Origin of the sequence: Flavobacterium sp. YJ01 (assembly GCF_029320955.1) — a bacterium.
Lineage (GTDB): Bacteria > Bacteroidota > Bacteroidia > Flavobacteriales > Flavobacteriaceae > Flavobacterium.
Genome location: NZ_CP119757.1, coordinates 1,800,690 through 1,822,471 on the forward strand (window position 1 = coordinate 1,800,690; position 21,782 = coordinate 1,822,471).

The 21,782-nt window shown below is 33.2% G+C and carries 16 protein-coding genes; 9 read left to right on the forward strand and 7 right to left on the reverse strand.

The window, feature by feature from the left end:
• Positions 1–131: 131 nt before the first annotated feature.
• The 4 genes from P0R33_RS07895 (at position 132) to P0R33_RS07910 (ending at position 3,376) form a co-directional block, all read left to right on the forward strand.
• Positions 132–1,505: an exonuclease domain-containing protein gene (locus P0R33_RS07895; RefSeq protein ID WP_276174929.1), complete on the forward strand. Its 1,374-nt coding sequence runs from the start codon at positions 132–134 to the stop codon at positions 1,503–1,505.
• A gap of 45 nt (positions 1,506–1,550) precedes the next feature.
• On the forward strand, positions 1,551–2,177 hold the full coding sequence (locus tag P0R33_RS07900) for an alpha-ketoglutarate-dependent dioxygenase AlkB (protein WP_276174930.1): 627 nt from the start codon (positions 1,551–1,553) through the stop codon (positions 2,175–2,177).
• Positions 2,178–2,334: 157 nt separating this feature from the next.
• Entirely contained in the window at positions 2,335–2,796 is a 462-nt protein-coding gene (locus tag P0R33_RS07905) for a DUF1810 domain-containing protein (protein WP_276174931.1), read from the forward strand.
• 67 nt (positions 2,797–2,863) lie between these two features.
• Positions 2,864–3,376 (forward strand): MFS transporter, encoded by a 513-nt coding sequence (locus P0R33_RS07910; protein ID WP_276174932.1) that lies wholly within the window; start codon positions 2,864–2,866, stop codon positions 3,374–3,376.
• A gap of 83 nt (positions 3,377–3,459) precedes the next feature.
• Here P0R33_RS07910 and P0R33_RS07915 read toward each other — a convergent pair whose 3' ends face one another.
• The gene (locus P0R33_RS07915) at positions 3,460–4,872 is read right to left on the reverse strand and encodes an amino acid permease (protein ID WP_276174933.1); all 1,413 of its coding nucleotides are present in this window, start codon (positions 4,870–4,872) and stop codon (positions 3,460–3,462) included.
• Positions 4,873–5,154: 282 nt separating this feature from the next.
• Here P0R33_RS07915 and P0R33_RS07920 point away from each other — a divergent pair, with 282 nt between their 5' ends.
• From P0R33_RS07920 to P0R33_RS07930, 3 genes are all read left to right on the forward strand, one after another.
• Positions 5,155–5,913 carry a methyltransferase domain-containing protein gene (locus tag P0R33_RS07920; protein WP_276174934.1) on the forward strand — a complete coding sequence of 253 codons (759 nt, stop codon included), beginning with the start codon at positions 5,155–5,157 and terminating at the stop codon, positions 5,911–5,913.
• Between the two features lie 279 nt (positions 5,914–6,192).
• Entirely contained in the window at positions 6,193–7,617 is a 1,425-nt protein-coding gene (locus P0R33_RS07925; protein ID WP_276174935.1) for a HAMP domain-containing sensor histidine kinase, read from the forward strand.
• A complete protein-coding gene (locus P0R33_RS07930) occupies positions 7,607–7,990 on the forward strand; it encodes a response regulator (protein WP_276174936.1) in 384 nt (127 codons plus the stop codon). Before P0R33_RS07925 ends, P0R33_RS07930 begins: the two co-directional genes overlap by 11 nt.
• Positions 7,991–7,996: 6 nt before the next feature.
• Here the strand turns inward: P0R33_RS07930 and P0R33_RS07935 are convergent, their stop codons facing one another.
• From P0R33_RS07935 to P0R33_RS07955, 5 genes are all read right to left on the reverse strand, one after another.
• Complete coding sequence (locus tag P0R33_RS07935) at positions 7,997–9,154, reverse strand: C40 family peptidase (RefSeq protein ID WP_276174937.1); 1,158 nt, start codon at positions 9,152–9,154, stop codon at positions 7,997–7,999.
• 381 nt (positions 9,155–9,535) lie between these two features.
• Complete coding sequence (locus P0R33_RS07940) at positions 9,536–11,800, reverse strand: aconitate hydratase (protein ID WP_276174938.1); 2,265 nt, start codon at positions 11,798–11,800, stop codon at positions 9,536–9,538.
• Between the two features lie 120 nt (positions 11,801–11,920).
• Positions 11,921–14,692 (reverse strand): bifunctional aconitate hydratase 2/2-methylisocitrate dehydratase, encoded by a 2,772-nt coding sequence (locus P0R33_RS07945; RefSeq protein ID WP_276174939.1) that lies wholly within the window; start codon positions 14,690–14,692, stop codon positions 11,921–11,923.
• A gap of 378 nt (positions 14,693–15,070) precedes the next feature.
• Complete coding sequence (locus P0R33_RS07950; RefSeq protein ID WP_276174940.1) at positions 15,071–16,024, reverse strand: MoxR family ATPase; 954 nt, start codon at positions 16,022–16,024, stop codon at positions 15,071–15,073.
• Positions 16,025–16,102: 78 nt separating this feature from the next.
• Positions 16,103–17,536, reverse strand: a complete 1,434-nt coding sequence (locus tag P0R33_RS07955) for a peptidylprolyl isomerase (protein ID WP_276174941.1) — start codon at positions 17,534–17,536, stop codon at positions 16,103–16,105.
• A 499-nt stretch (positions 17,537–18,035) separates the two neighbouring features.
• On the opposite strand from P0R33_RS07955, the gene P0R33_RS07960 reads away from it, so the two are divergent.
• Positions 18,036–19,478 carry an alpha-amylase gene (locus tag P0R33_RS07960; protein WP_276174942.1) on the forward strand — a complete coding sequence of 481 codons (1,443 nt, stop codon included), beginning with the start codon at positions 18,036–18,038 and terminating at the stop codon, positions 19,476–19,478.
• Positions 19,479–19,628: 150 nt separating this feature from the next.
• Positions 19,629–21,221, forward strand: a complete 1,593-nt coding sequence (locus P0R33_RS07965) for a peptide chain release factor 3 (RefSeq protein ID WP_276174943.1) — start codon at positions 19,629–19,631, stop codon at positions 21,219–21,221.
• 246 nt (positions 21,222–21,467) lie between these two features.
• Here the strand turns inward: P0R33_RS07965 and P0R33_RS07970 are convergent, their stop codons facing one another.
• Complete coding sequence (locus P0R33_RS07970) at positions 21,468–21,779, reverse strand: DUF3467 domain-containing protein (RefSeq protein ID WP_109192123.1); 312 nt, start codon at positions 21,777–21,779, stop codon at positions 21,468–21,470.
• Positions 21,780–21,782 lie beyond the last annotated feature (3 nt).

The following is a 21,782-nucleotide window of genomic DNA, read 5'->3' on the forward strand; positions in this document are numbered from 1 at the left end:
AATAAAACTTTGCGACTCTGCGACTCTGCGAGATTAAAAACCAAAGAATAAAACAAAAAAACTTTTTTGAGCTAGACTCTAATATGTGTTAAAAAACTAAATAACAGAAGTAGAATTTACGTTATATAAAGATGAAAAATACGGAATATGCTATAGTCGATATTGAAACCACAGGCGGAAATGCCAGTGGCAGCCGCATTACAGAAATTGCCATTATTATTCATGATGGTAAAAATGTACTGGATCGTTACGAAACACTTGTAAATCCTGAACAGGACATTCCTCCTTCTATTTTTGGATTAACGGGCATTAATAACGAGATGGTTGCCAATGCGCCAATTTTTGATGACATTTCAGAGAAAGTTCTCGAAATGCTTACCGATCGTATTTTTGTGGCGCATAATGTTAACTTTGATTATTCATTCGTTCATCATCAACTGGAACAAGCTGGTTTTAAATGGTCGGCAAAAAAACTTTGTACCGTTCGTGCTGCCAGAAAAATAAAACCGGGATTGGGTTCTTATAGTTTAGGAAATCTTTGCAATTCTTTAAATATTTCTTTAGAAAACAGACACCGCGCTGGCGGAGATGCCGATGCCACAGCCTTATTATTTTCTCTTTTATTAGAATGGGACGATGCTGGAGAAATCGAAAAAATGATCAAGAAAACAGCACAAGATCAGCGTTTACCTCCAAATCTTCCACCTGATGATTTTAATAATTTACCTGATAAACCTGGAGTATATTATTTTTATAATCAACAAAGAAAAGTGATTTACGTTGGAAAAGCGATTAATCTGAAAAAACGTGTCGCTTCTCATTTCAGCGGAAACAATATTAATCCGCAAAGACAACATTTTCTACGAGATATTCACGGAATCTCTTTTGAGGTCTGTGCTACCGAATTAATGGCACTTTTACTAGAATGCACCGAAATCAAGAAACTATGGCCAACTTATAACAGAGCCTTAAAACGTTTTGAAGCCAAATTTGGAATCTATCAATACGAAGCCCGAAACGGTTATAAATATCTCGCTATCGGAAAAGTGAGTAAATTTCAAGTCTGTATTCATGAATTCAGCAGTTTGTACGAAGGCATTAATTTGTTAAGAAGTCTGGCTGAACGCTTTGAAATTGATCATCGCTTCTGCAAATATTCAAAATCTGAAGAAGGAGAATTTTATCCGAATAATAATGTACAAAGTCTGCCCGATGTTATAATGCATAACACACAAATTGATAATGCGATTGATTATCTGTTAAACAACAGACCAACTTTTGCTATTATCGACAAAGGAAAATCAAAAGAAGAACGCAGCTGTGTCTGGATAGAAAATGGGCATTTTTATGGCATGGGATATCTTCCTTCTGACATTTCGATTCATGAACCTTCAGACGTAAAAAATTATGTTACGCCTTATAAAAGCAATCAATATATAGAGCAGTTAATTTTTTCTTATGCAGAAAAACACCCTAGAAAAGTATTTTTTAAAAATCATTTCTAATCTAAAATCAAATTAGAGAAAAATAGAGCTATAAAAATCAAAATTATGACACTATTTAGCGACACTGAATTATTTACGACTGGACACGCAGGCAAAAAAATATTTGATCTTCCTGACTGTGAATTAATTCTGATTGATAATTTTTTCAGCAAAGAAGAATCAGATTCTTTTTATGAAAGAATACTGCGTAAGACTAAATGGAGAGAATATGAAATGGAAGTTTATGATAAAACTTATACTGTTCCCCGCATGATATCATGGTATGAAGACAAAGATAATCCTGGCGCAGATCCAAACGGACCCGACTGGACGTATGAATTATTAAAGATAAGAAGCCGTGTTGAGAAAGAAACTCAGCTTGATTTTAATAGCCTTCTGTTAAATTTATACCGAAACGGAAAAGATGGCGTAGGCTGGCATAGCGATCGAGAAGACAAGTCTGGTAAAGATCCCATTATTGCATCTGTCACTTTTGGAGAAACGCGAATGTTTAAGCTTCGTCATAAATTTAGAAAAGACATTCCGCTAGTTGAAATACCGTTGCATCACGGCTCTTTTCTACTAATGGCGGGAACTACAAATAATTTTTGGCAACACCACGTTCCTAAAACGGCACGTAAAGTTTTACCCAGAATAAATTTAACTTTTAGGCAAACGCAACGTAATACGTAAGTCATTAGGAACTAAAAACTAGCTGATTTATTAGCTCAATACCGACGAGGAAAATTCTGTCGAAAAAAGTTAAAATACTGATTGTATGAACGTTTTATTAGGCTGAACCCTCCTTTTTTACTATTTTTGCAACCTTTTAAAAAAATATAATACCGTAATGGCTTATTCAAACAATGATTTAGCGCGCTTCTTAGATGCGCAAAACAAACTTTATCTTACCGCTTTTTCTGAAATCAGTAAAGGAAAAAAAGAAACGCATTGGATGTGGTTCATTTTTCCGCAAATAAAAGGTTTGGGCAAAAGCGATACAGCTAATCTTTATGCCATTAATGATTTAAAAGAAGCTTCAGATTATTTGGAACATCCAATTCTTGGAAAACATTTAATTGAAATTTCAGAGCTTTTATTGACTTTTAAAAGAAAATCTGCTGATGGAATTTTTGGAGATTTAGATGCTAGAAAATTACGTTCGTGCATGACTTTATTTTCTTTGGTAGAAAATGCAAATCCGATATTTGAGGAAATTTTAGAATCTTTCTTCTCTGGAGAAAAAGATCCTTTGACTTTGTCTATTATTAATTCAACTATAAAATCATCTACTGAGCCAGCTGTCGCTTAATCAATACGCGGCGCGCTCTTTGTGATTCTTACATCAAAAGGCATTGCTTAATTGCAGTGCTTTTTTTATGCATTCTAATTTCGTAATTATTAATCTCTACGGAGAAATTATTCATTTTAAAGGAATTAGTCCTAACTTGCATAATTCAACCTCAAACCTTAACCTCATCATGAATGAAAAAATCAAATCATTACAAATTATCCATTTTGCCATTTGTGCAGGAACTATTGCTGCCTATTTTTTTGTTGGCGAAATTTCTATAGAAAAATTACAAATTCCTGCAATTAGCACGCTCTCTATTATTTATACTTTAATACCTATTTTGACATATATAATAAGTACTTTTTTATTCAGATCGCAAATCAAGCAAATTGATCCGAAGCTAAAACTCGAAGAGAAACTGCCTTTTTATCAGGCCGCTTCTATCCTGCGATGGGCTATTTTAGAAGGTGCAGCTTTTATACTTTTGTTTCTAAAACCAGATTATATTTTATTTGGCATTCTTATTATTGTCTATCTCATTTTCTTAAGGCCTACGGAAGAAAGAATTAAAAATGAATTGTCTGACAATAATTTTTAAACCTCATTAGAAATAGTAAAAAAAAAGCGCCTTGATAGTTACAAGACGCTTTTTTTTATAAATAAGTGTTGAAAGTAGAAAACTTAATCTTCTTTTGGTTTGGTTAAATAATATACCGGAATTCCTGTCAGCATAATCAATACGCCCCAACCGCAAGTTGAGAATTTTGTTATCAACAAAGAAATACAAATCGCGCTTGCAACAACAATGTACAACATTGGTAAAAATGGATACCCAAAAGCTTTATAAGGTCTTTCTACATCTGGCATTTTTTTACGTAAAATGAAAATTCCGTAAATGGTAAGAATATAGAATATCAAAACGATAATAATAACAAAGTCTAGCAAATCTCCATATTTTCCTGTAAGACACAAAGCCGACGCCCAAATACATTGCGCCCAAAGCGCCCATGCAGGCACACTTGATTTATTTAAAACAGCAGCTTTTTTAAAAAACAAACCATCTTTTGCCATTGTATAATAAACCCTTGCACCAGCCATAATTAATCCGTTGTTGCAGGCAAAAGTCGAAATCATAATCATAATTGCGATAATAAGAGTTCCAATATTTCCAAAAATATATTGTGACGCCACAACTGCAACACGATCAGATTTTGCTGTAGCAATTTCATCTAACGGAATTACGGCCAAATACATGATATTTGTTAATACATAAATGATGGTTACGATAAAAGTTCCGAGAAACAAACTTAAACCAACATTTCGCTGCGGATTTTTAATTTCTCCAGCAATAAAAGTAACACCATTCCAAGCATCACTAGAAAACAATGATCCAACCATTGCGGCTGAAATTCCTGTAATCAAAGCTGTTCCACCAATTGGCATCCATTCACCACTTTCTATATCAAAAACACGAGTATTCCAAGCATCTGTCCAATTGGCGTCCCAAACAGAAGCTTTTGCCGCCAATGTTAATCCGAATACAATTAATCCTAGTAATGATAATATTTTGATGATGGTAAGAACGGTTTGCAGGATCTTTCCGTTTTTTACGCCACGGCTATTTATATAAGACAATAAAATTATAGTAATAATAGAAACTACTTGTGCAGCATTGAGTTTAAAAAAGCCAATTTCATAAAGAATATTTTCATCGCTGAAAGGCTCGTATAAATAAGCCGCAAATTTTGAAAATGCAACACCTACTGCTGCAATTGTTCCGGTTTGTATTACAGCAAAAAAACTCCATCCGTACAGGAAAGCAATTAGCTTATTGTACGCTTCTTTGAGATAAACATACTGTCCTCCAGCCTTTGGAAACATAGAACTCAATTCGCCGTAACTTACAGCGGCAATAACTGTAATCAATCCTGAAATCAGCCAAATTAAGGTTAGCCATCCTGCAGATCCGACTCGTCTTGCGATATCGGCGCTTACAATAAATATTCCAGATCCTATCATAGAACCTACTACAAGCATGGTTCCGTCTAATAATCCGAGTTCTCTTTTAAAATGTTCTTGATCGTTTTCTTGCATTTTTATTGGTTTTGGGTTGGTTAAAGATATACTTTTTTCTTAAATTTTATTTTTTTAATTCTAAATTCGCAATATTATGGGCGTATCCCTTCGGGTCGGGCTATCGGCTATATCTTTTATTCCGTTTCTCTTCATAAAAGGATACCGCCTCTATCCCTTACGCGAACGGCACAAACATATTTAAAGTATTACCATTCATAACAGAAAACTTAAAGACTTTTATTTCAAAACTTAACATAATCTCAAATGATCTTTTCTTATCTTTAAATAAAAACATAGCTTATGACTTGGGATCCAAAAAAATATGATGAATTTAAAACAGAACGCACTAGACCTTTTGATGATCTGATAAGTCATATTGTTGATAAACCGAATCTAAAAGTTATAGATTTAGGATGCGGAACTGGCGAACTCACGAAAAGACTTTCTGAAAAACTCTCCAATTCAACCGTTCTAGGAATAGACAATTCAGCTGAAATGCTGGCAAAAGCTCCGACAGCTGAAAATTTAACTTTTAAAGAATTATCTATTCCAGACCAATTAAAAGAAGAAACAAAATGGGATGTCATTCTTTCGAATGCTGCTTTGCAATGGATTGATAATCATGGCGAATTATTTCCAAAAATTATTTCTCGTCTAAATCCTGGAGGTCAATTGGCTGTTCAAATGCCACAGCAAAACGAAAATATATTGAACAGGATACTTTTAAATTTAGTTCAAGAAGAACCTTTTGCTTCGTATTTAAATAATTGGACACGTCCTTCTCCTGTTTTGAGTTTAGACGAATATGCTAAAATATTTTTTGAAAATGGAGGAAAAGATCTCGTTATCTATGAAAAAGTTTATCCACAGATTTCGACTTCAAAAAATGACTTTTTTGATTTCATTTCCGGTTCTGCGCTTACTGTTTATCAAGAACGTTTAAAAGAAGACGAATTCGAAAAATTATCAGATGAATTTAAGCATAGAATAAACAAATATTTTCCTGTTGTTCCTTCAATTTATGCCTTTAGAAGATTAATTCTTTATGCGCGATTTTAGCCAAATTTCATCCTTCTATCGAGAAAAAGATATTCAACGATTACTTTAGAATAGTTTAAACAAAAATTATATTTTTCAAAAATAACTTCTTTTTTTTGAAAAATATATAAGTTAATTTTTACTACATTTGAAAAAAATCATTCTAATAACTATTTTACAATCTTAAAATCTTTAACAAGTGTTTAATTAAAACATAAAACAATCTTTCCCCAAAGTTGGTTTACAAATTAATCGAATACGCAAAAGGCACTTTATCATTAACCTACTAATTTTAAATTTATGTCTAAGTTGCAAGCTTTAAAAAACTTTCGTTTTCCGAATGTTTTTGTTCTTATCTTAATTATTTTTATTTCCTGCGCTTTACTAATTTGCATCAACTTTTTTACCATTAAAATCTTATCTGCAAACAGAGCTTATGTAAATGGAGAATCTCATTATTCAAAAAGCCAGAAAGAAGCATCTAGACATCTCATCACTTATTTATATACCAAAAACCCCAATCAATGGAACCTGTATTGTGAAGAATTGAAAGTTCCTCAAGGCGATGGCATTGCTCGAATTACACTTTTAAAAGCTGGAGATAATGATATTGCAAGAAAAGGTCTGCTTATTGGACGAAATCACGAAGAGGATTTAGATGACATTATTTGGCTTTTTGACAATTTCAAAGAGGTTTCTTTTTTAGCCAAAGCAATCGATGAATGGGGAAAAGGCGACAAACTCATTTTCAAACTATTTGTAATTGGACAAGAGGTTAATGCTAAAATCAACCGCAATCTTTTAACTTTAAAAGATCAAAGACAATATTTAAAAGAAATCAGCTCTATTAGTGATAGTTTAACGATCAATGAAAGAAACTTCTCTAATCTATTGGGTGAAGGAACCAGAAAAATAAAAGACTTGTTAATCTTTACCAATGTCTTTTTTATTTTAGTCATTATTTGCAGTGTCTGCCTTTATTATTCTATAATGGTAAAAAGGCTTCTGCTTTCAAAAAAAGAAACCGAAGCAAAAAATGAAAATTTAATAGTTGTAAATCGCGAATTAGACAGGTTTGTTTATAGTGCATCTCACGATTTGAGATCTCCTATAACTTCTCTAAAAGGTCTTATCGAAATTACTTCTTTAGAAGATGATGTAACTCAAATTCGCAATTATCTCCAAATGATGCATCATAGTCTTGCAAGACAAGACCAATTTATTAGCGACATTATAGATTATTCTAAGAATAAAAGAAAAGAAATAATCATGGAACCTGTAAGTTTGAAAGAGCTTTTTAATGAGGCCATTCTTCAATTAATGCACATTGAAAATGCCAATAGAATAAAATTTACCCAAGAACATTTAGTTGACGAAATTGAAAGCGATGGCCTTCGTTTAAAAATCATCATTAACAATTTGATTTCAAATGCGATAAAATATTCTGATGCCAGCAAACAAGAAATGTTTATTTCTATCAAAACCTATTTTAGCGATGGTTTAAACAAAATTGAAGTTGCAGATAACGGAATCGGAATTACTGGTAAAGACAAAGAAAATATATTTGAAATGTACTTCGGGACAAACAAAAATAAAGGTTCTGGATTAGGTCTTTATATTGTAAAAGAAGCCGTAGAAAACATTAAAGGAAATATTTCTGTTATTTCGGAAAGTACTGTCGGAAGTAAATTTATAGTAACAATACCACATTCACATGCCATCTAAACCTGACTTTTTACTAGTAGAAGATAATTTAATTGACCAATTTGTTACTAAAAAACTACTCAAAAAAGGATTAAATATAAATCCTTTATTTATTGCAAATAATGGGAAAGAAGCCATTGATTGGCTTATACAAAATCCAATTCAAAACTCTTTAGTTATACTTTTAGATATTCAAATGCCTGTAATGAATGGATTTGAATTTTTGGAGGAATTTGCTAGACTTGCAGAAAAAATAAATAGCAAAGTGGAAATTTTTGTCCTTTCTTCAACTTTGGATACAGATGAGATTAGAAAAGCAAAAGAAAACAAGTATGTAACTGATTTTTGGAGCAAACCTTTTTGTCTAGAGACATTAAAAAATACTTTCCTATAAGGTTTTTTATTCTAAAACGCGATTTACTTGAGAAAAAGCTCTTGTGTAGTAAGGCTCTTTTGTAGAAGAAATCATTACGCCACCGTGAGTAGAAGAATGCACAAATTTGATTTCTCCTTCAGCAACTTCTACAATCATTCCAACATGGTTAATATGACGTCTTCCGTTGGTTCTAAAGAAAATCAAATCACCTTTTTGTGCTTCGTCTGTATTTACTTTTGTTCCGATACGAGATTGTTCTATTGAACTTCTTGGAAGTTTAATATCAAAATTATTAAAAGTACAAATCATTAAACCTGAGCAATCGAAACCTGCCTTTGTAGTTCCGCCAGAACGATATCGAATTCCGATGTTCTCAGTTGCATTTGCGATAAGCTGATCTATTAATTCAGAATGACTTCCTGTCGCCAATTTTACAAAGGTAGAATCTTTTTTAATTTCTGCTGTTTCAGCTATTTGCACAGGTGAAGTAATTGCTGCATTTTGCGATTCTTGGATTGCTTTACTCGCTTGAATTGCATCGGCTTTTTCTTTAGGAAGACGAATTTTTAAAAGGTAACCAACAGGAACTTTTCCTTTTATTGATGGATTTTGACGTTCTAATTCTGCAACCGTTATTCCGTATTCTTTTGAAATACCGTATTTCGTTTCTTTTGCTTTAACTTCTCTAAAAAGTTCCACTTCTTTTGAAACTATTTCTTGAATAACAGGCTTATCGTTTGTTGTCGGATTATCAGAAGGAATGATGATTTTTTGTCCTATTTTTAAACCTTCTGTTTCCAAAAGCGGATTGGCTTTCTTTAATTCATCAACAGTTACATTGTATTTTTTAGAAATTCCCCAAAGTGTTTCTTTAGACAAAACTTCGTGAGAACCTGAAGTGTTATTTACAATTGCTTCTGATTTTGGTTCTGTTTTAACTTCAGGTTTATTTTTACCTTTGGCAATCTCTTTATTTTTAGTAGGAATTAAAAGAACCGAATTTAACTTTAGAATTTTAGGAGCATTTGGATTGGCATCGTTGATATCTTTAACCTTAACTCCATATTTTTTAGCAATAATAGAAAGGTTTTCACCTTGCGAAATTTTGTGTTTAGTATAATTGTCTTGTGCAAAAGCACCAACACTACAAAAAATCAAAACTATTATAAATCTAAAAATCATATTTACTATTTAAGTTAGTATTTCTTATTTTTTAAGTTTCATTACAGAATTAAACTCAAAAGTTACAAATATATTACCTCAAAGGCGAATTTAACTCTTAAAACTATAAAATCAATAATTTTTAACAATTAATTTCATCTAAATTAAGACCTACGGCATAAAAATTAAGCCAACTTTTTGAAAAGCAGATTTTTACAACTTTACTATAAATTAAGATTTAATATTAACTTAACTTTCAAAAAAAATACTCATTTATTCTATTTTTCAATTACTCATATATAAGATAAATTTTCAGGTTTAGCAATAAAAAGCTAGATCATAAAAAAAAATGCCCTGAAAAAACAACAGGGCATTTTTGATCTGAATATATAAATCTTACTATTAAGCTTTTCCAGCCGCAATTAAGTTCAATGCCGAACCAGCAACAAACCAGCCAATTTGACCTTCGTTATAAGTATGATTTGCTAAGATTATATCTTTTGTTCCATCTGCATGAATGAATTCCAAAGTCAATGGTTTACCCGGAGCAAATTCAGTTAAATCTAAGAAGTTAATTGTATCATCTTCTTGAATTTTATCATAATCAGCTTCATTTGCAAAAGTCAACCCTAAAAGGCCTTGTTTTTTCAAATTTGTTTCGTGAATACGAGCGAAAGATTTTACTAATACTGCTTTAACACCCAAGAAACGTGGCTCCATTGCAGCATGCTCACGAGAAGATCCTTCTCCATAATTGTGATCTCCGACAACAATAGACGGAACTCCAGCCGCTTTATAGGCACGGGCAACTGCAGGAACAGCGTCGTATTGACCTGTTAATTGATTTTTAACAGAGTTTGTTTTTTGGTTGTAAGCGTTTACAGCACCAATCAACATATTGTTAGAAATATTATCTAAGTGTCCTCGGAAACGTAACCAAGGTCCAGCCATGGAAATATGGTCAGTTGTACATTTTCCAAATGCTTTAATCAATAATTTAGCGCCAGTAATATTTTTACCATCCCAAGCATCAAACGGAGCCAATAATTGCAGACGCTCAGAAGTTGGATTAACCACTACCTGAACACTTGATCCGTCCTCAGCAGGAGCTTGGAATCCAGGATCTTCAGCGTAAAAACCTTTTGAAGGAAGTTCATCTCCTGTTGGAGCATCAAGCATTACTTCTTCACCTTCTTCATTTATCAATTTATCAGTCAATGGGTTAAAACCTAAATCTCCTGCAATTGCCATTGCTGTTACCAATTCTGGAGAACCAACAAAAGCCAATGTATTAGGATTACCGTCTGCACGTTTTGAGAAATTACGGTTGAAAGAATGAACTATTGTATTTCTTTCTTCTTTTTCTGCTCCTTCTCTATCCCACATACCAATACATGGTCCGCAGGCATTTGCAAAAACAGTTGCTCCAATTTTATGAAACGTATCAATAAATCCATCTCTTTCGATAGTTGAACGAACTACTTCAGAACCTGGAGTAATTGTAAACTCCGCTTTTGTTTTTAAGTTTTTATCAGCAACTTGTCTTGCCAAAGAAGCTGCACGAGAAATATCTTCGTAAGAAGAGTTTGTACAAGATCCTATTAAACCAACTTGAATTTGTAATGGCCAATTGTTTTTGATCGCTTCTTCTTTCATTTTAGAAATTGGCGTAGCTAAATCTGGAGTAAAAGGTCCATTTAAATGTGGTTCTAATTCAGACAAATTAATTTCAATAACTTGATCAAAATATTGCTCCGGATTAGCGTATACTTCTGGATCTCCTGTTAAATATGGCGCAATTTTATCAGCTGCATCTGCAACATCAGCACGATTTGTAGAACGAAGATAACGCCCCATTGAAGCATCATACCCAAAAGTAGAAGTTGTAGCTCCAATTTCGGCACCCATATTACAGATTGTTCCTTTACCAGTACAAGACATTGATGTTGCGCCTTCTCCAAAATATTCTACAATAGCACCAGTACCACCTTTTACAGTAAGAATACCGGCAACTTTAAGAATAACATCTTTTGGAGCTGTCCATCCTGATAATTTACCTGTCAACTTAACTCCAATTAATTTTGGAAATTTAAGTTCCCAAGCCATACCAGACATTACGTCTACAGCGTCTGCTCCACCAACTCCAATTGCTACCATTCCTAAACCACCTGCATTTACAGTATGAGAATCGGTACCGATCATCATTCCGCCTGGAAATGCATAGTTTTCAAGCACAACTTGGTGAATGATTCCTGCACCTGGTTTCCAAAAACCAATTCCGTATTTATTTGAAACTGAAGATAGGAAGTCAAAAACTTCATTGCTTTGTGTTTTTGCTCTGGCCAAATCTGTTACTGCATCTACCTTTGCTTGAATCAAGTGATCGCAATGAACCGTTGTTGGTACCGCCACTTTAGATTTTCCTGCGTGCATAAACTGCAATAATGCCATTTGTGCTGTTGCATCTTGACAAGCAACACGATCTGGCGCGAAGTCAACATAATCAACTCCTCTTCCAAACGCCTTAGTTGGATTTCCATCCCAAAGATGATTGTATAAAATTTTTTCCGTTAAAGTAAGTGGACGACCAACAATTTCGCGCGCTTTGTCAACACGAGCTGGCATGTTCTCATACACTTTTTTTATCATTTCAATATCAAAAGCCATAAGTTTTATTGTTTTGTTTTTTTTTATTTTCTAACATGACAAGTTACAAAAAAATGAACAGCTATAAAAGAAAAAGCCCGAGTTTATCGCTCGGGCTTTGAAATATTAATAATCGTAAGATTACATAACTAATTGCTTGTTAGAAGGTGCAAACTTAGTTAAGTTAATACCATCAACTGCAGCAGTATATTCTTCAATAGTAGGAGTTCTGCCTAAAATTGTAGATAATACCACAACTGGAGTAGAAGAAAGAAGAGATTCTCCTTTTTTACCTTCTTTATCCTCAACAACTCTTCCTTGGAAAAGACGAGTAGATGTTGCCATTACTGTATCTCCTTTAGCTGCTTTTTCTTGGTTACCCATACAAAGGTTACATCCTGGACGCTCTAAATACAACATGTTTTCGTATTCTGTACGTGCAGCACCTTTTGGAGCGTTATCGTCGAATTCGAAACCTGAGTATTTTTGTAAAACTTCCCAGTCACCTTCAGCTTTAAGCTCATCTACAATATTGTAAGTTGGCGGAGCTACAACAAGTGGAGCCTTAAATTCAACTTTACCTGTTTGCGCTTCAACATTTTTCAACATTTGAGCAAGGATTTTCATATCTCCTTTGTGAACCATACAAGATCCAATAAATCCAAGATCTACTTTCTTATCTCCTCCGTAGAAAGATAAAGGTCTGATTGTATCGTGAGTGTATCTTTTAGAAACATCAGCATTATTTACGTCTGGATCAGCAATCATTGGCTCAGCAATTTGATCTAAATCAACTACAACTTCAGCATAATACTTAGCATTTGCATCTGGAGTTAAAGCTGGTTTTTCTGCCGATTTAATTTCAGCAATTCTCTTGTCAGCTTTGTTGATTAATCCTTGAAGAACGTGTTTCTCGTTATCCATTCCTTTATCGATCATAATCTGAATTCTGCCTTTTGCAATTTCCAATGATTCGATTAAAGTATCATCTTCAGAAATACAGATAGATGCTTTTGCCTTCATCTCTGCAGTCCAGTCTGTAAATGTAAACGCTTGGTCAGCGGTAAGTGTTCCAATGTGAACCTCAATGATTCTTCCTTGGAATACATTTTCTCCTCCAAATTGATGAAGCATTTGCGCTTGAGTAGCATGAACCACATCACGGAAGTCCATATACCCTTTCATATCTCCTTTGAAAGTAACTTTTACAGATTCTGGAATTGGCATTGAAGCCTCTCCAGTAGCCAATGCAAGAGCAACAGTTCCTGAGTCAGCACCAAAAGCAACACCCTTAGACATTCTCGTATGAGAGTCACCACCAATAATGATAGCCCATTCATCAATAGTAATATCATTAAGTACTTTATGGATTACGTCTGTCATTGAATGATAAACTCCTTTCGGATCACGAGCTGTGATTAAACCGAAATCGTTCATGAATTTCATCAATTTAGGAATATTTGCCTGAGCTTTTTTATCCCAAACCGAAGCAGTGTGACAACCAGATTGGTAAGCACCATCAACAATTGGAGAAATAACCGTAGCCGCCATAGATTCTAATTCCTGCGCAGTCATAAGACCTGTAGTATCCTGAGAACCTACAATATTAACTTCAACACGAACGTCAGAACCAGCGTGCAATACTTTACCTGGCGCAATACCAACTGCATTTTTGTTGAAGATTTTCTCTACTGCCGTAAGGCCTTGTCCTTCATGAGAAACTTCTTTTGATGGAGCATACACAAGCGGAGCTTCAACGTCTAAAACTTTAGCCGCTAATGTTTGAAGTTTTTTACCAAATACGATAGCATAAGAACCACCAGCTTTGATAAATTCCATTTTTTGAGGAGTAAATGCTTTAGAAATATCAATTAATTCTTGATCTCCATTATAAAGTTTTTTCTCCTTAACATTTATTGTAAGAACCGTTCCTGTAGCAACCGAATATGTTTGCTCTAGAATTGGTTCATCGTTTTCGTTACGAATAACATTTCCTTCTGAATCAACTTTTTTAACCCAGTTTTTAAGATCCAAACCAATACCACCAGTAACATCAACCGTAGTTAAGAAAATTGGAGAAATTCCGTTTGTTCCACCAACAATTGGAGCAATATTTACGAATGGAATATAAGGACTTGCTTGTTTTCCTGTCCAAAGTGCCACGTTATTTACACCTGACATTCTAGAAGAACCAACTCCCATTGTTCCTTTTTCAGCAATCAACATTACGCTTTTATCAGGATGCTGTGCTTGTAATGCTTTAATTTCTTGCTGCGCCTGAGGCGTAATCATACACTGGCCATGAAGTTCACGATCTGAACGAGAGTGTGCTTGATTACCTGGAGAAAGTAAATCTGTAGAAATATCTCCTTCACCAGCAATAAAAGTAACTACCTTAATTTCATCAGCTACCTCTGGAAGTTTTGTAAAGAACTCAGCTTGAGCATAACTTTCAAGGATTTCTTTTGCAATTGCATTATCATTTTTGAATGCTTCTACCAAACGATCTGTATCTGCTTCGTAAAGGAAAACTTGTGTCTTTAATACTTTTGCCGCTTCTTTTGCGATAGCTGCATCATAGCCTAAAGCTAAATCAAGTAACACTTCAATAGATGGTCCACCTTTCATGTGTGAAAGTAACTCAAAAGCAAAAGCTGGAGTGATTTCTTTTACTACTGATTGACCAAGAATAATTTCTTTTAAAAACTTTGCTTTTTCACCTGCAGCACTTGTAGTACCCGGTAATGTATTGTAAATAAAAAACTTAAGAGAGTCTTCGCGATGTGCGTTATCTGCATCTTTAATTTGAGCAATGATTTCGCTTAATAATTCAGCTCCATCAATTGGTTTAGGGTGTAACCCTTGATTTTTTCTTTCTTCAATTTCTTGAATGTAATCCTGATAAATATTCATAATAAAAGCGGATTTATTTTTTTGAGGCAAATTTAAGCATTAAACCCGATAATTAAAAAAAATATAATAGAAGTCCGCTTTTCAAAAATTATTATTGCTAAAAAACGATTTTCACTGCTTGTTTTTGCCGAAAATTCAGTTTTATATTAAAATAATGAATTATTAACATTTAAAAATCTTTTCTTTAACAAAGTCGAAATTCAATGTTATATTGTAAGTGAGATTTTACCTCTATTTTCACTAAGAACCTTTCTAAATTAGCAATTATAACGTTATAGTTGAGATTTAAAACGTCGTTATGGGAAGATTTCCATACTACCCAAAAAACAAAAAATCCTGATAATTATTACCAGGATTTTCTTGAATAAATTTTATTTTTTAGAGCAGTTTTTGAATGATAACTTCTTCTGTTATTCCTTCCGCATCTGCTTTATAGTTTTTGATAATTCTGTGTCTTAAAATTCCAGTTGCAACAGCTTTTACATCCTCAATATCCGGAGAAAACTTTCCATTAAAAGCGGCATGAGCTTTAGCAGCTAAAATCAAATTCTGAGAAGCTCTCGGACCTGCACCCCAATCTAGATAATTTTTTACAAAATCATTTGATAATGAATTATCTGGTCTTGTTTTACTAACCAAAGTTACAGCGTATTCAATAACATTATCTGCAACAGGAATTCTACGAATTAAATGCTGAAAATCGATAATTTCCTGTGCATTAAACAACGGATTAATTACCGTTTTAACATCCGAAGTTGTTCTTTTTACTACTTGTACTTCTTCTTCAAAAGTTGGATACTCTAATTTAATCGCAAACATAAAACGATCCAGCTGCGCTTCTGGCAAAGGATAAGTTCCTTCTTGCTCAATTGGGTTTTGTGTCGCCAAAACAAAATACGGTAAATCTAATTTATGATGCTGTCCTGCAATAGTCACCGATCTTTCTTGCATCGCTTCTAATAAAGCGGCTTGTGTTTTTGGCGGCGTTCTATTTATCTCGTCAGCCAAAATAATATTAGAAAAAATCGGACCTTTAATAAACTTGAAGTTTCTATTTTCATCCAAAATTTCGCTTCCTAAAATATCAGAAGGCATCAAATCTGGCGTAAACTGAATTCTTTTAAAATCTAATCCCAAAGCTTGAGACAAAGTATTTATCATCAAGGTTTTTGCTAAACCTGGAACCCCAATCAGAAGCGCGTGTCCTCCAGAAAATATACAAAGTAAAATTTGATCTACAACGGCATCTTGCCCTACAATTATTTTCGCTATTTCGTTTTTTAGCTCATTTCTTTTTTGAACTAAATTGTGAATTGCTGTTACGTCAGACATTTATGAATATATTTTAAATTAAAAAGAGTTAGCTTTACGAATTCATAAAACTAACTCTTTTTATTTATTTAATAAAAATTATTTTTTTAACCAGTTGTTTGCAAAAGCACATTCTTTGTACTCTCCAACAATTTTGATATAAGTATCTTTAATTTTAGTATCAAACCATTTTGCGATTGCATTAATCTGCTTTTCTTTTAATGCTAATTCTTTAATTTTGGTATAATCCTTTGCGTAATCTGCAGTATGATCTTCAATTCTGTTTGTAACAGTTATCAATTTATACGTTTTTTTACCTTTATCGTCAGTATTTAAAAGTGGTTGAGAAACCTCATTTCCTTTTAAATTAGAAACTTGACTATATAAAGTAGGATCCATTTTTGTCAATTCAAAACGAGTGTCTTGAGTCGTAGGATTCATTAAAGTTCCTCCATTTGCTCTAGTTTCTTTTTCATCAGATTCTGTTCTAGCAGCGTCTGCAAATGTCACTTCGTTTCCAACAATTTTATTTCTAATGTTCGTAATTCTTTCTTTTGCCTCTTTTAAAGCTGCCTCTGAAACAGTTGGAGAAATCAAAATATGACGAAGTTCAACTTCTTGTCCTTTTATTTTTTCTACCATAATAATGTGATAACCAAAATTAGTTTCAAAAGGCGCAGAAATCTCTCCAGCTTGTAAACTAAAAGCAACATCTTTAAATTCTTTCACAAAAGGAGTTTTTCTTGTCATTTTATAATAACCCCCATTTGGCGCAGAACCTGGATCTTGAGAATACAAAACTGCTTTAGTAGCAAAACTAGAACCTTCTAAAACGTCTTGTCTTATTGCGTTTAATCTATCTATTACTTTTTGCTTATCTTCTTTAGAAACCTTCGGCTCTACAACAATTTGCGCCACTTCCATTTCAGCACCAAAAGTCGGCAATTCGTCTTTTGGTATTTTCTTAAAGAAATTACGAACTTCTTCTGGAGTAATCTCAACATCTTTAATGATTTTATCTCTCATTTCTGATGCTAATTTCTGCTCTTTCAAGATATCAGCAAAATAGGTTTTAAATTCCTCTACAGAACTTTTTTTATAATACTCAACAACTTTGTTAATGTCTCCTCCAACTTGCTGTGTCATATAATTAAGACGCTCTTCCATCATACCTCTTACTTCAGCGTCACTCACAATAATACTATCCTGAATTGCTTGGTGAGCATATAATTTATCTTCAAGAAGCTTTCCAAGCATTTGGCATCTTGTAATGTCTTTAACAGATCCTCCTTGTGCAGTAATTTCTAAAAATCCTTTATCAATATCAGAATCTAATACAATATAATCTCCTACTGTAGCAATAATTCCATCGATTTTCAATTTACCTCCCGAAGGTTTTTCAGCAGGTTTTTCAGCAACAACATCAGGGATTATTTCTTGTGCTGCGACAATTGGAGCAAAAAAAAGAAAAAAACAAACTGTTAGTACAAACTTGTAATCAATTGCTTTTAGCTGTAATTTTTTTAATAACATTATTTTAAATTTAATTTGAATGTAAAGCCTGCTTTAGATAACTCGCCAAAGTTATTTATATTTTCTGAAATACTTCCTGAAACATAAATAATTAGTATAGTTCTTTTGTAACTTATAACGAACAAAAATAACAATTCAATTACATAATACAACTATCCGATATAGTATTAACAAAAAATTATAGGATAGTATTTAAATTCTATTTTTATGAATTGTTTTTCTGTCTTTAAACAACATTGGAAACAATCCGTAAATAATGGAATATAATTGTTTAAAAAACTCAATAAAAACCTCGTTATAAGACTTATACAAAAAAAGTTCTCAACACTACAACGTTTTCGTAATATAATATTTTCTTACAAAATATAATTAAATCAAAAAAAGTCTACTTTAGGTGCGTAATTGATAATTTTTGCTTTTAAAAATGAAGATTTTTGTTTTTTAAAGCTTTAAAATTGACAATTACAAAACAAACTATTTAACTAAACCACAATCTATTATGAAAAAACCTATTTTAAAGTTATGCCTAATTGCGGCATTTACGGGATTATTGTATTCGTGTTCTACAAATGAAATTAGTGAATCTGATTCTAAAGCTGAAAGCCAGAAATTTAAAATTATCGAAGTTACGCATCACGACGGAAAACCTTTTAGTACAGGAGCTTCTAGTGCTTCTTTAACTGCAAAATATGTCGACAATCCTGGTGGCGGTGTTATGATGCAAGCTTTTTATTGGGATGTTCCTGCTGGGGGAAACTGGTGGAATACCATTAGCAGTAAAGTAACTGCTTGGGGAAATGCAGGAATTGGCTCTATCTGGCTTCCTCCTGCTTCAAAAGCACAAAACGGAGCATTTTCAATGGGGTACGATCCAACTGATTATTTTGATTTTGGAGATTACAATCAGAATGGAACTACTGAGACGAGATTTGGATCAAAAAGCGAATTGGTAAGTTTAATTACAAATGCACATGCTCAAAATATTAAAGTGTATGCTGATATTGTAATTAATCATAATAGCGGTGGACAATCAGAAGCAAATCCGTTTACGGGAACAAATACTTGGACTAATTTTAATGGAATTGCTTCGGGAAAATTTAAGCGAACTTATGCTAATTTCTACAAAAATAGTTTTGGCAATAATGATGAGGGTTCGTTTGGTGGATTTCCAGATTTATGCCACGCAGATCCTTATGTAAAAGATTGGTTATGGCTTCGTGCTGACGGAGTTGGTAAGTATTATAAAAACACTATGAAATTTGACGGTTGGAGATTTGACTATGTAAAAGGTTTTGGTGCGTGGGTTGTAAATGCCTGGAATGCAAATGTTGGAGGATTTTCTGTTGGAGAATTATGGGATTCAAATGTAAACGTGTTAAATGATTGGGCAAACGCTGCTAATAGTTCCGTATTTGATTTTGCTTGTTATTATAAAATGAATGATGCTTTTGATGGAAATAATCTTGCGCTGTTAAATGATGACATGATGTGGAAAAGAAATCCATACAAAGCGGTAACTTTTGTAACCAATCATGATACTGATGAAATTTGGAGCAAAATGTTAGCTTACTCCTATATATTAACTCACGAAGGTTATCCAACAATTTTCTATAGAGATTACGAAGAATGGTTAGATAAAAATAAATTGAATAATCTGATTTGGATTCACAACAATAAAGCAACTGGAACAACTTCTATACTATATTCTGACAATGATGAATACGTTGCAAGAAGAAATGGATATAATGGAAATCCAGGTTTAGTAGTTTACATCAACAACTCTGATGTTTGGCAAGAAAGATGGATTCAGACCAATTGGGCAAATACACAAATTAAAGATTTCACAGGAAATTCAACTTGGTATCCGACTACTCAAGCAGACAAATGGGTAAAAATACAATGTCCTCCAAAAGGATATTCAATTTGGTCAATTAATCAGTAATTTTAAATGACTATTCTAAGGCTGTTATTTATGACAGCCTTATTTTTTTTGAGAAAGGGCCTATTAGAAAACTATCTCTTTCAAATTAAGAAGTGAATATTTTTATTAAGCCGTAATTAATAGTATTTTTGCAACCTATTTATACGAAATATGAGCTTTTTAAAAGAAATACAACGCAGAAGAACATTTGGAATTATCTCGCATCCCGATGCTGGTAAAACAACTTTAACAGAAAAATTATTGCTGTTTGGAGGAGCTATTCAGGAAGCTGGAGCTGTAAAAAATAATAAAATTAAAAAAGGAGCAACGAGTGATTTTATGGAAATCGAACGCCAAAGAGGTATTTCGGTTTCGACTTCTGTACTTGCTTTTAATTATAAAGATAAAAAAATCAACATCCTTGATACTCCTGGACACAAGGATTTTGCTGAAGATACATTTAGAACTTTAACCGCTGTTGATAGCGTAATTGTTGTTATTGACGTTGCAAAAGGGGTTGAGGAACAAACTGAAAAATTAGTTGCAGTTTGTAGAATGCGTAACATTCCGATGATTGTTTTCATCAACAAATTAGACCGTGAAGGTAAAGATGCTTTCGATCTAATGGATGAAGTAGAACAAAAATTAGGTTTAAAAGTTACTCCATTAAGTTTCCCAATCGGAATGGGTTATGATTTTCAGGGAATTTACAACTTATGGGAAGAAAATATTAATCTTTTTAGCGGTGATAGCCGTAAAAATATCGAAGAAACAATTGCTTTTTCTGATGTTCAAAACAATCCAGAATTAGATAAAATTGTGGGAGAAAAAGCGGCTAATAAACTTCGTGAAGAATTAGAACTGATTGATGAAGTTTATCCAAAATTTGAGCGTCAAGATTATTTAGATGGTAAAATTCAGCCTGTATTCTTTGGTTCGGCTTTAAATAATTTTGGAGTTCGCGAGTTGCTAGATTGTTTTATCACAATTGCTCCTTCTCCAAGACCAAAAGATTCTGAAACTCGTTTGGTTGATCCGGCAGAAGAAAAAATGTCTGGTTTTGTATTTAAAATCCACGCTAACATGGATCCGAAACATCGTGACCGTTTAGCATTTATTAAAATCGTTTCTGGAACTTTCGAAAGAAATAAACCTTACTATCACGTTCGTCAAAAGAAAAATTTAAAATTCTCAAGTCCGAATGCTTTTTTCGCAGAAAAGAAAGAAATCGTCGACATTTCATATCCTGGTGATATTGTTGGTTTGCATGATACTGGAAACTTTAAAATTGGTGATACTTTAACCGAAGGAGAAATTATGAGTTTCAAAGGAATTCCGAGTTTCTCTCCGGAACACTTTAGATACATCAATAATGCTGATCCTATGAAAGCTAAGCAATTAGAAAAAGGGGTTGACCAGCTGATGGATGAAGGTGTGGCGCAGTTATTTACTTTAGAGATGAACAACCGTAAAGTTATCGGAACTGTTGGAGCACTTCAATATGAAGTTATTCAATATCGTTTAGAGCACGAATATGGTGCAAAATGTACTTACGAAAATTTCCCTGTTCATAAAGCGTGTTGGGTAAAACCTGATGATGCTAAAAATGAAGAATTCAAAGAATTTAAACGCATCAAACAAAAATTCTTGGCTCATGATAAATATGGTCAGTTAGTATTTCTTGCTGATTCTGATTTTACAATTCAAATGACACAAAGTAAATATCCAAGTGTGAAATTATACTTTACATCTGAGTTCGACTAAGTAAAACTTAAATATAAAAAAAAGCGCTAATATTAAAATTAGCGCTTTTTTTTATTCGAATTAATTCAACCTTACTAAGTCATATATTTATTCTGGAAACTTCTATTATTAAGAACAGCTACTAAAGTATATCAATATCTGTCCAAAGAAAAAAATAGCCGATGAAAGTAAAGCTAAATCCGTTTAACTACACTTTTAAAAAAATACAGTCATAAAAAAAGCCCCTTAAGAAGGGGCTTTTAAAATTTATGCTTGTCCAGTTGGACCAAAATTAAGCGGAATTGGTGCTTGCTCCGTTTCTTTGATTTCGCCATGAGCGGCTTCAAATCTGTGGATATTTTCACCTATTGCTCGCAATAATCTTTTAGCATGTTGCGGTGTCAAAACAATTCTTGACTTTACCTTGGCTTTAGGAATACCCGGCATAATGCTTACAAAATCTAAAACAAACTCAGATGAAGAGTGATTGATTATTGCCAGATTAGAATAAATTCCTTCTGCAATAGTTTCGTCCAATTCAATATTAATTTGTTCTTGTTGTTGTTTCGGATTACTCATAGT

Coding starts and splice junctions, on each gene's coding strand:
- P0R33_RS07895 (WP_276174929.1), top strand. CDS start 132: ATGAAAAATACGGAATATGCTATAGTCGATATTGAAACCACAGGCGGA.
- P0R33_RS07900 (WP_276174930.1), top strand. CDS start 1,551: ATGACACTATTTAGCGACACTGAATTATTTACGACTGGACACGCAGGC.
- P0R33_RS07905 (WP_276174931.1), top strand. CDS start 2,335: ATGGCTTATTCAAACAATGATTTAGCGCGCTTCTTAGATGCGCAAAAC.
- P0R33_RS07910 (WP_276174932.1), top strand. CDS start 2,864: ATGCATTCTAATTTCGTAATTATTAATCTCTACGGAGAAATTATTCAT.
- P0R33_RS07915 (WP_276174933.1), bottom strand. CDS start 4,872: ATGCAAGAAAACGATCAAGAACATTTTAAAAGAGAACTCGGATTATTA.
- P0R33_RS07920 (WP_276174934.1), top strand. CDS start 5,155: ATGACTTGGGATCCAAAAAAATATGATGAATTTAAAACAGAACGCACT.
- P0R33_RS07925 (WP_276174935.1), top strand. CDS start 6,193: ATGTCTAAGTTGCAAGCTTTAAAAAACTTTCGTTTTCCGAATGTTTTT.
- P0R33_RS07930 (WP_276174936.1), top strand. CDS start 7,607: ATGCCATCTAAACCTGACTTTTTACTAGTAGAAGATAATTTAATTGAC.
- P0R33_RS07935 (WP_276174937.1), bottom strand. CDS start 9,154: ATGATTTTTAGATTTATAATAGTTTTGATTTTTTGTAGTGTTGGTGCT.
- P0R33_RS07940 (WP_276174938.1), bottom strand. CDS start 11,800: ATGGCTTTTGATATTGAAATGATAAAAAAAGTGTATGAGAACATGCCA.
- P0R33_RS07945 (WP_276174939.1), bottom strand. CDS start 14,692: ATGAATATTTATCAGGATTACATTCAAGAAATTGAAGAAAGAAAAAAT.
- P0R33_RS07950 (WP_276174940.1), bottom strand. CDS start 16,024: ATGTCTGACGTAACAGCAATTCACAATTTAGTTCAAAAAAGAAATGAG.
- P0R33_RS07955 (WP_276174941.1), bottom strand. CDS start 17,536: ATGTTATTAAAAAAATTACAGCTAAAAGCAATTGATTACAAGTTTGTA.
- P0R33_RS07960 (WP_276174942.1), top strand. CDS start 18,036: ATGAAAAAACCTATTTTAAAGTTATGCCTAATTGCGGCATTTACGGGA.
- P0R33_RS07965 (WP_276174943.1), top strand. CDS start 19,629: ATGAGCTTTTTAAAAGAAATACAACGCAGAAGAACATTTGGAATTATC.
- P0R33_RS07970 (WP_109192123.1), bottom strand. CDS start 21,779: ATGAGTAATCCGAAACAACAACAAGAACAAATTAATATTGAATTGGAC.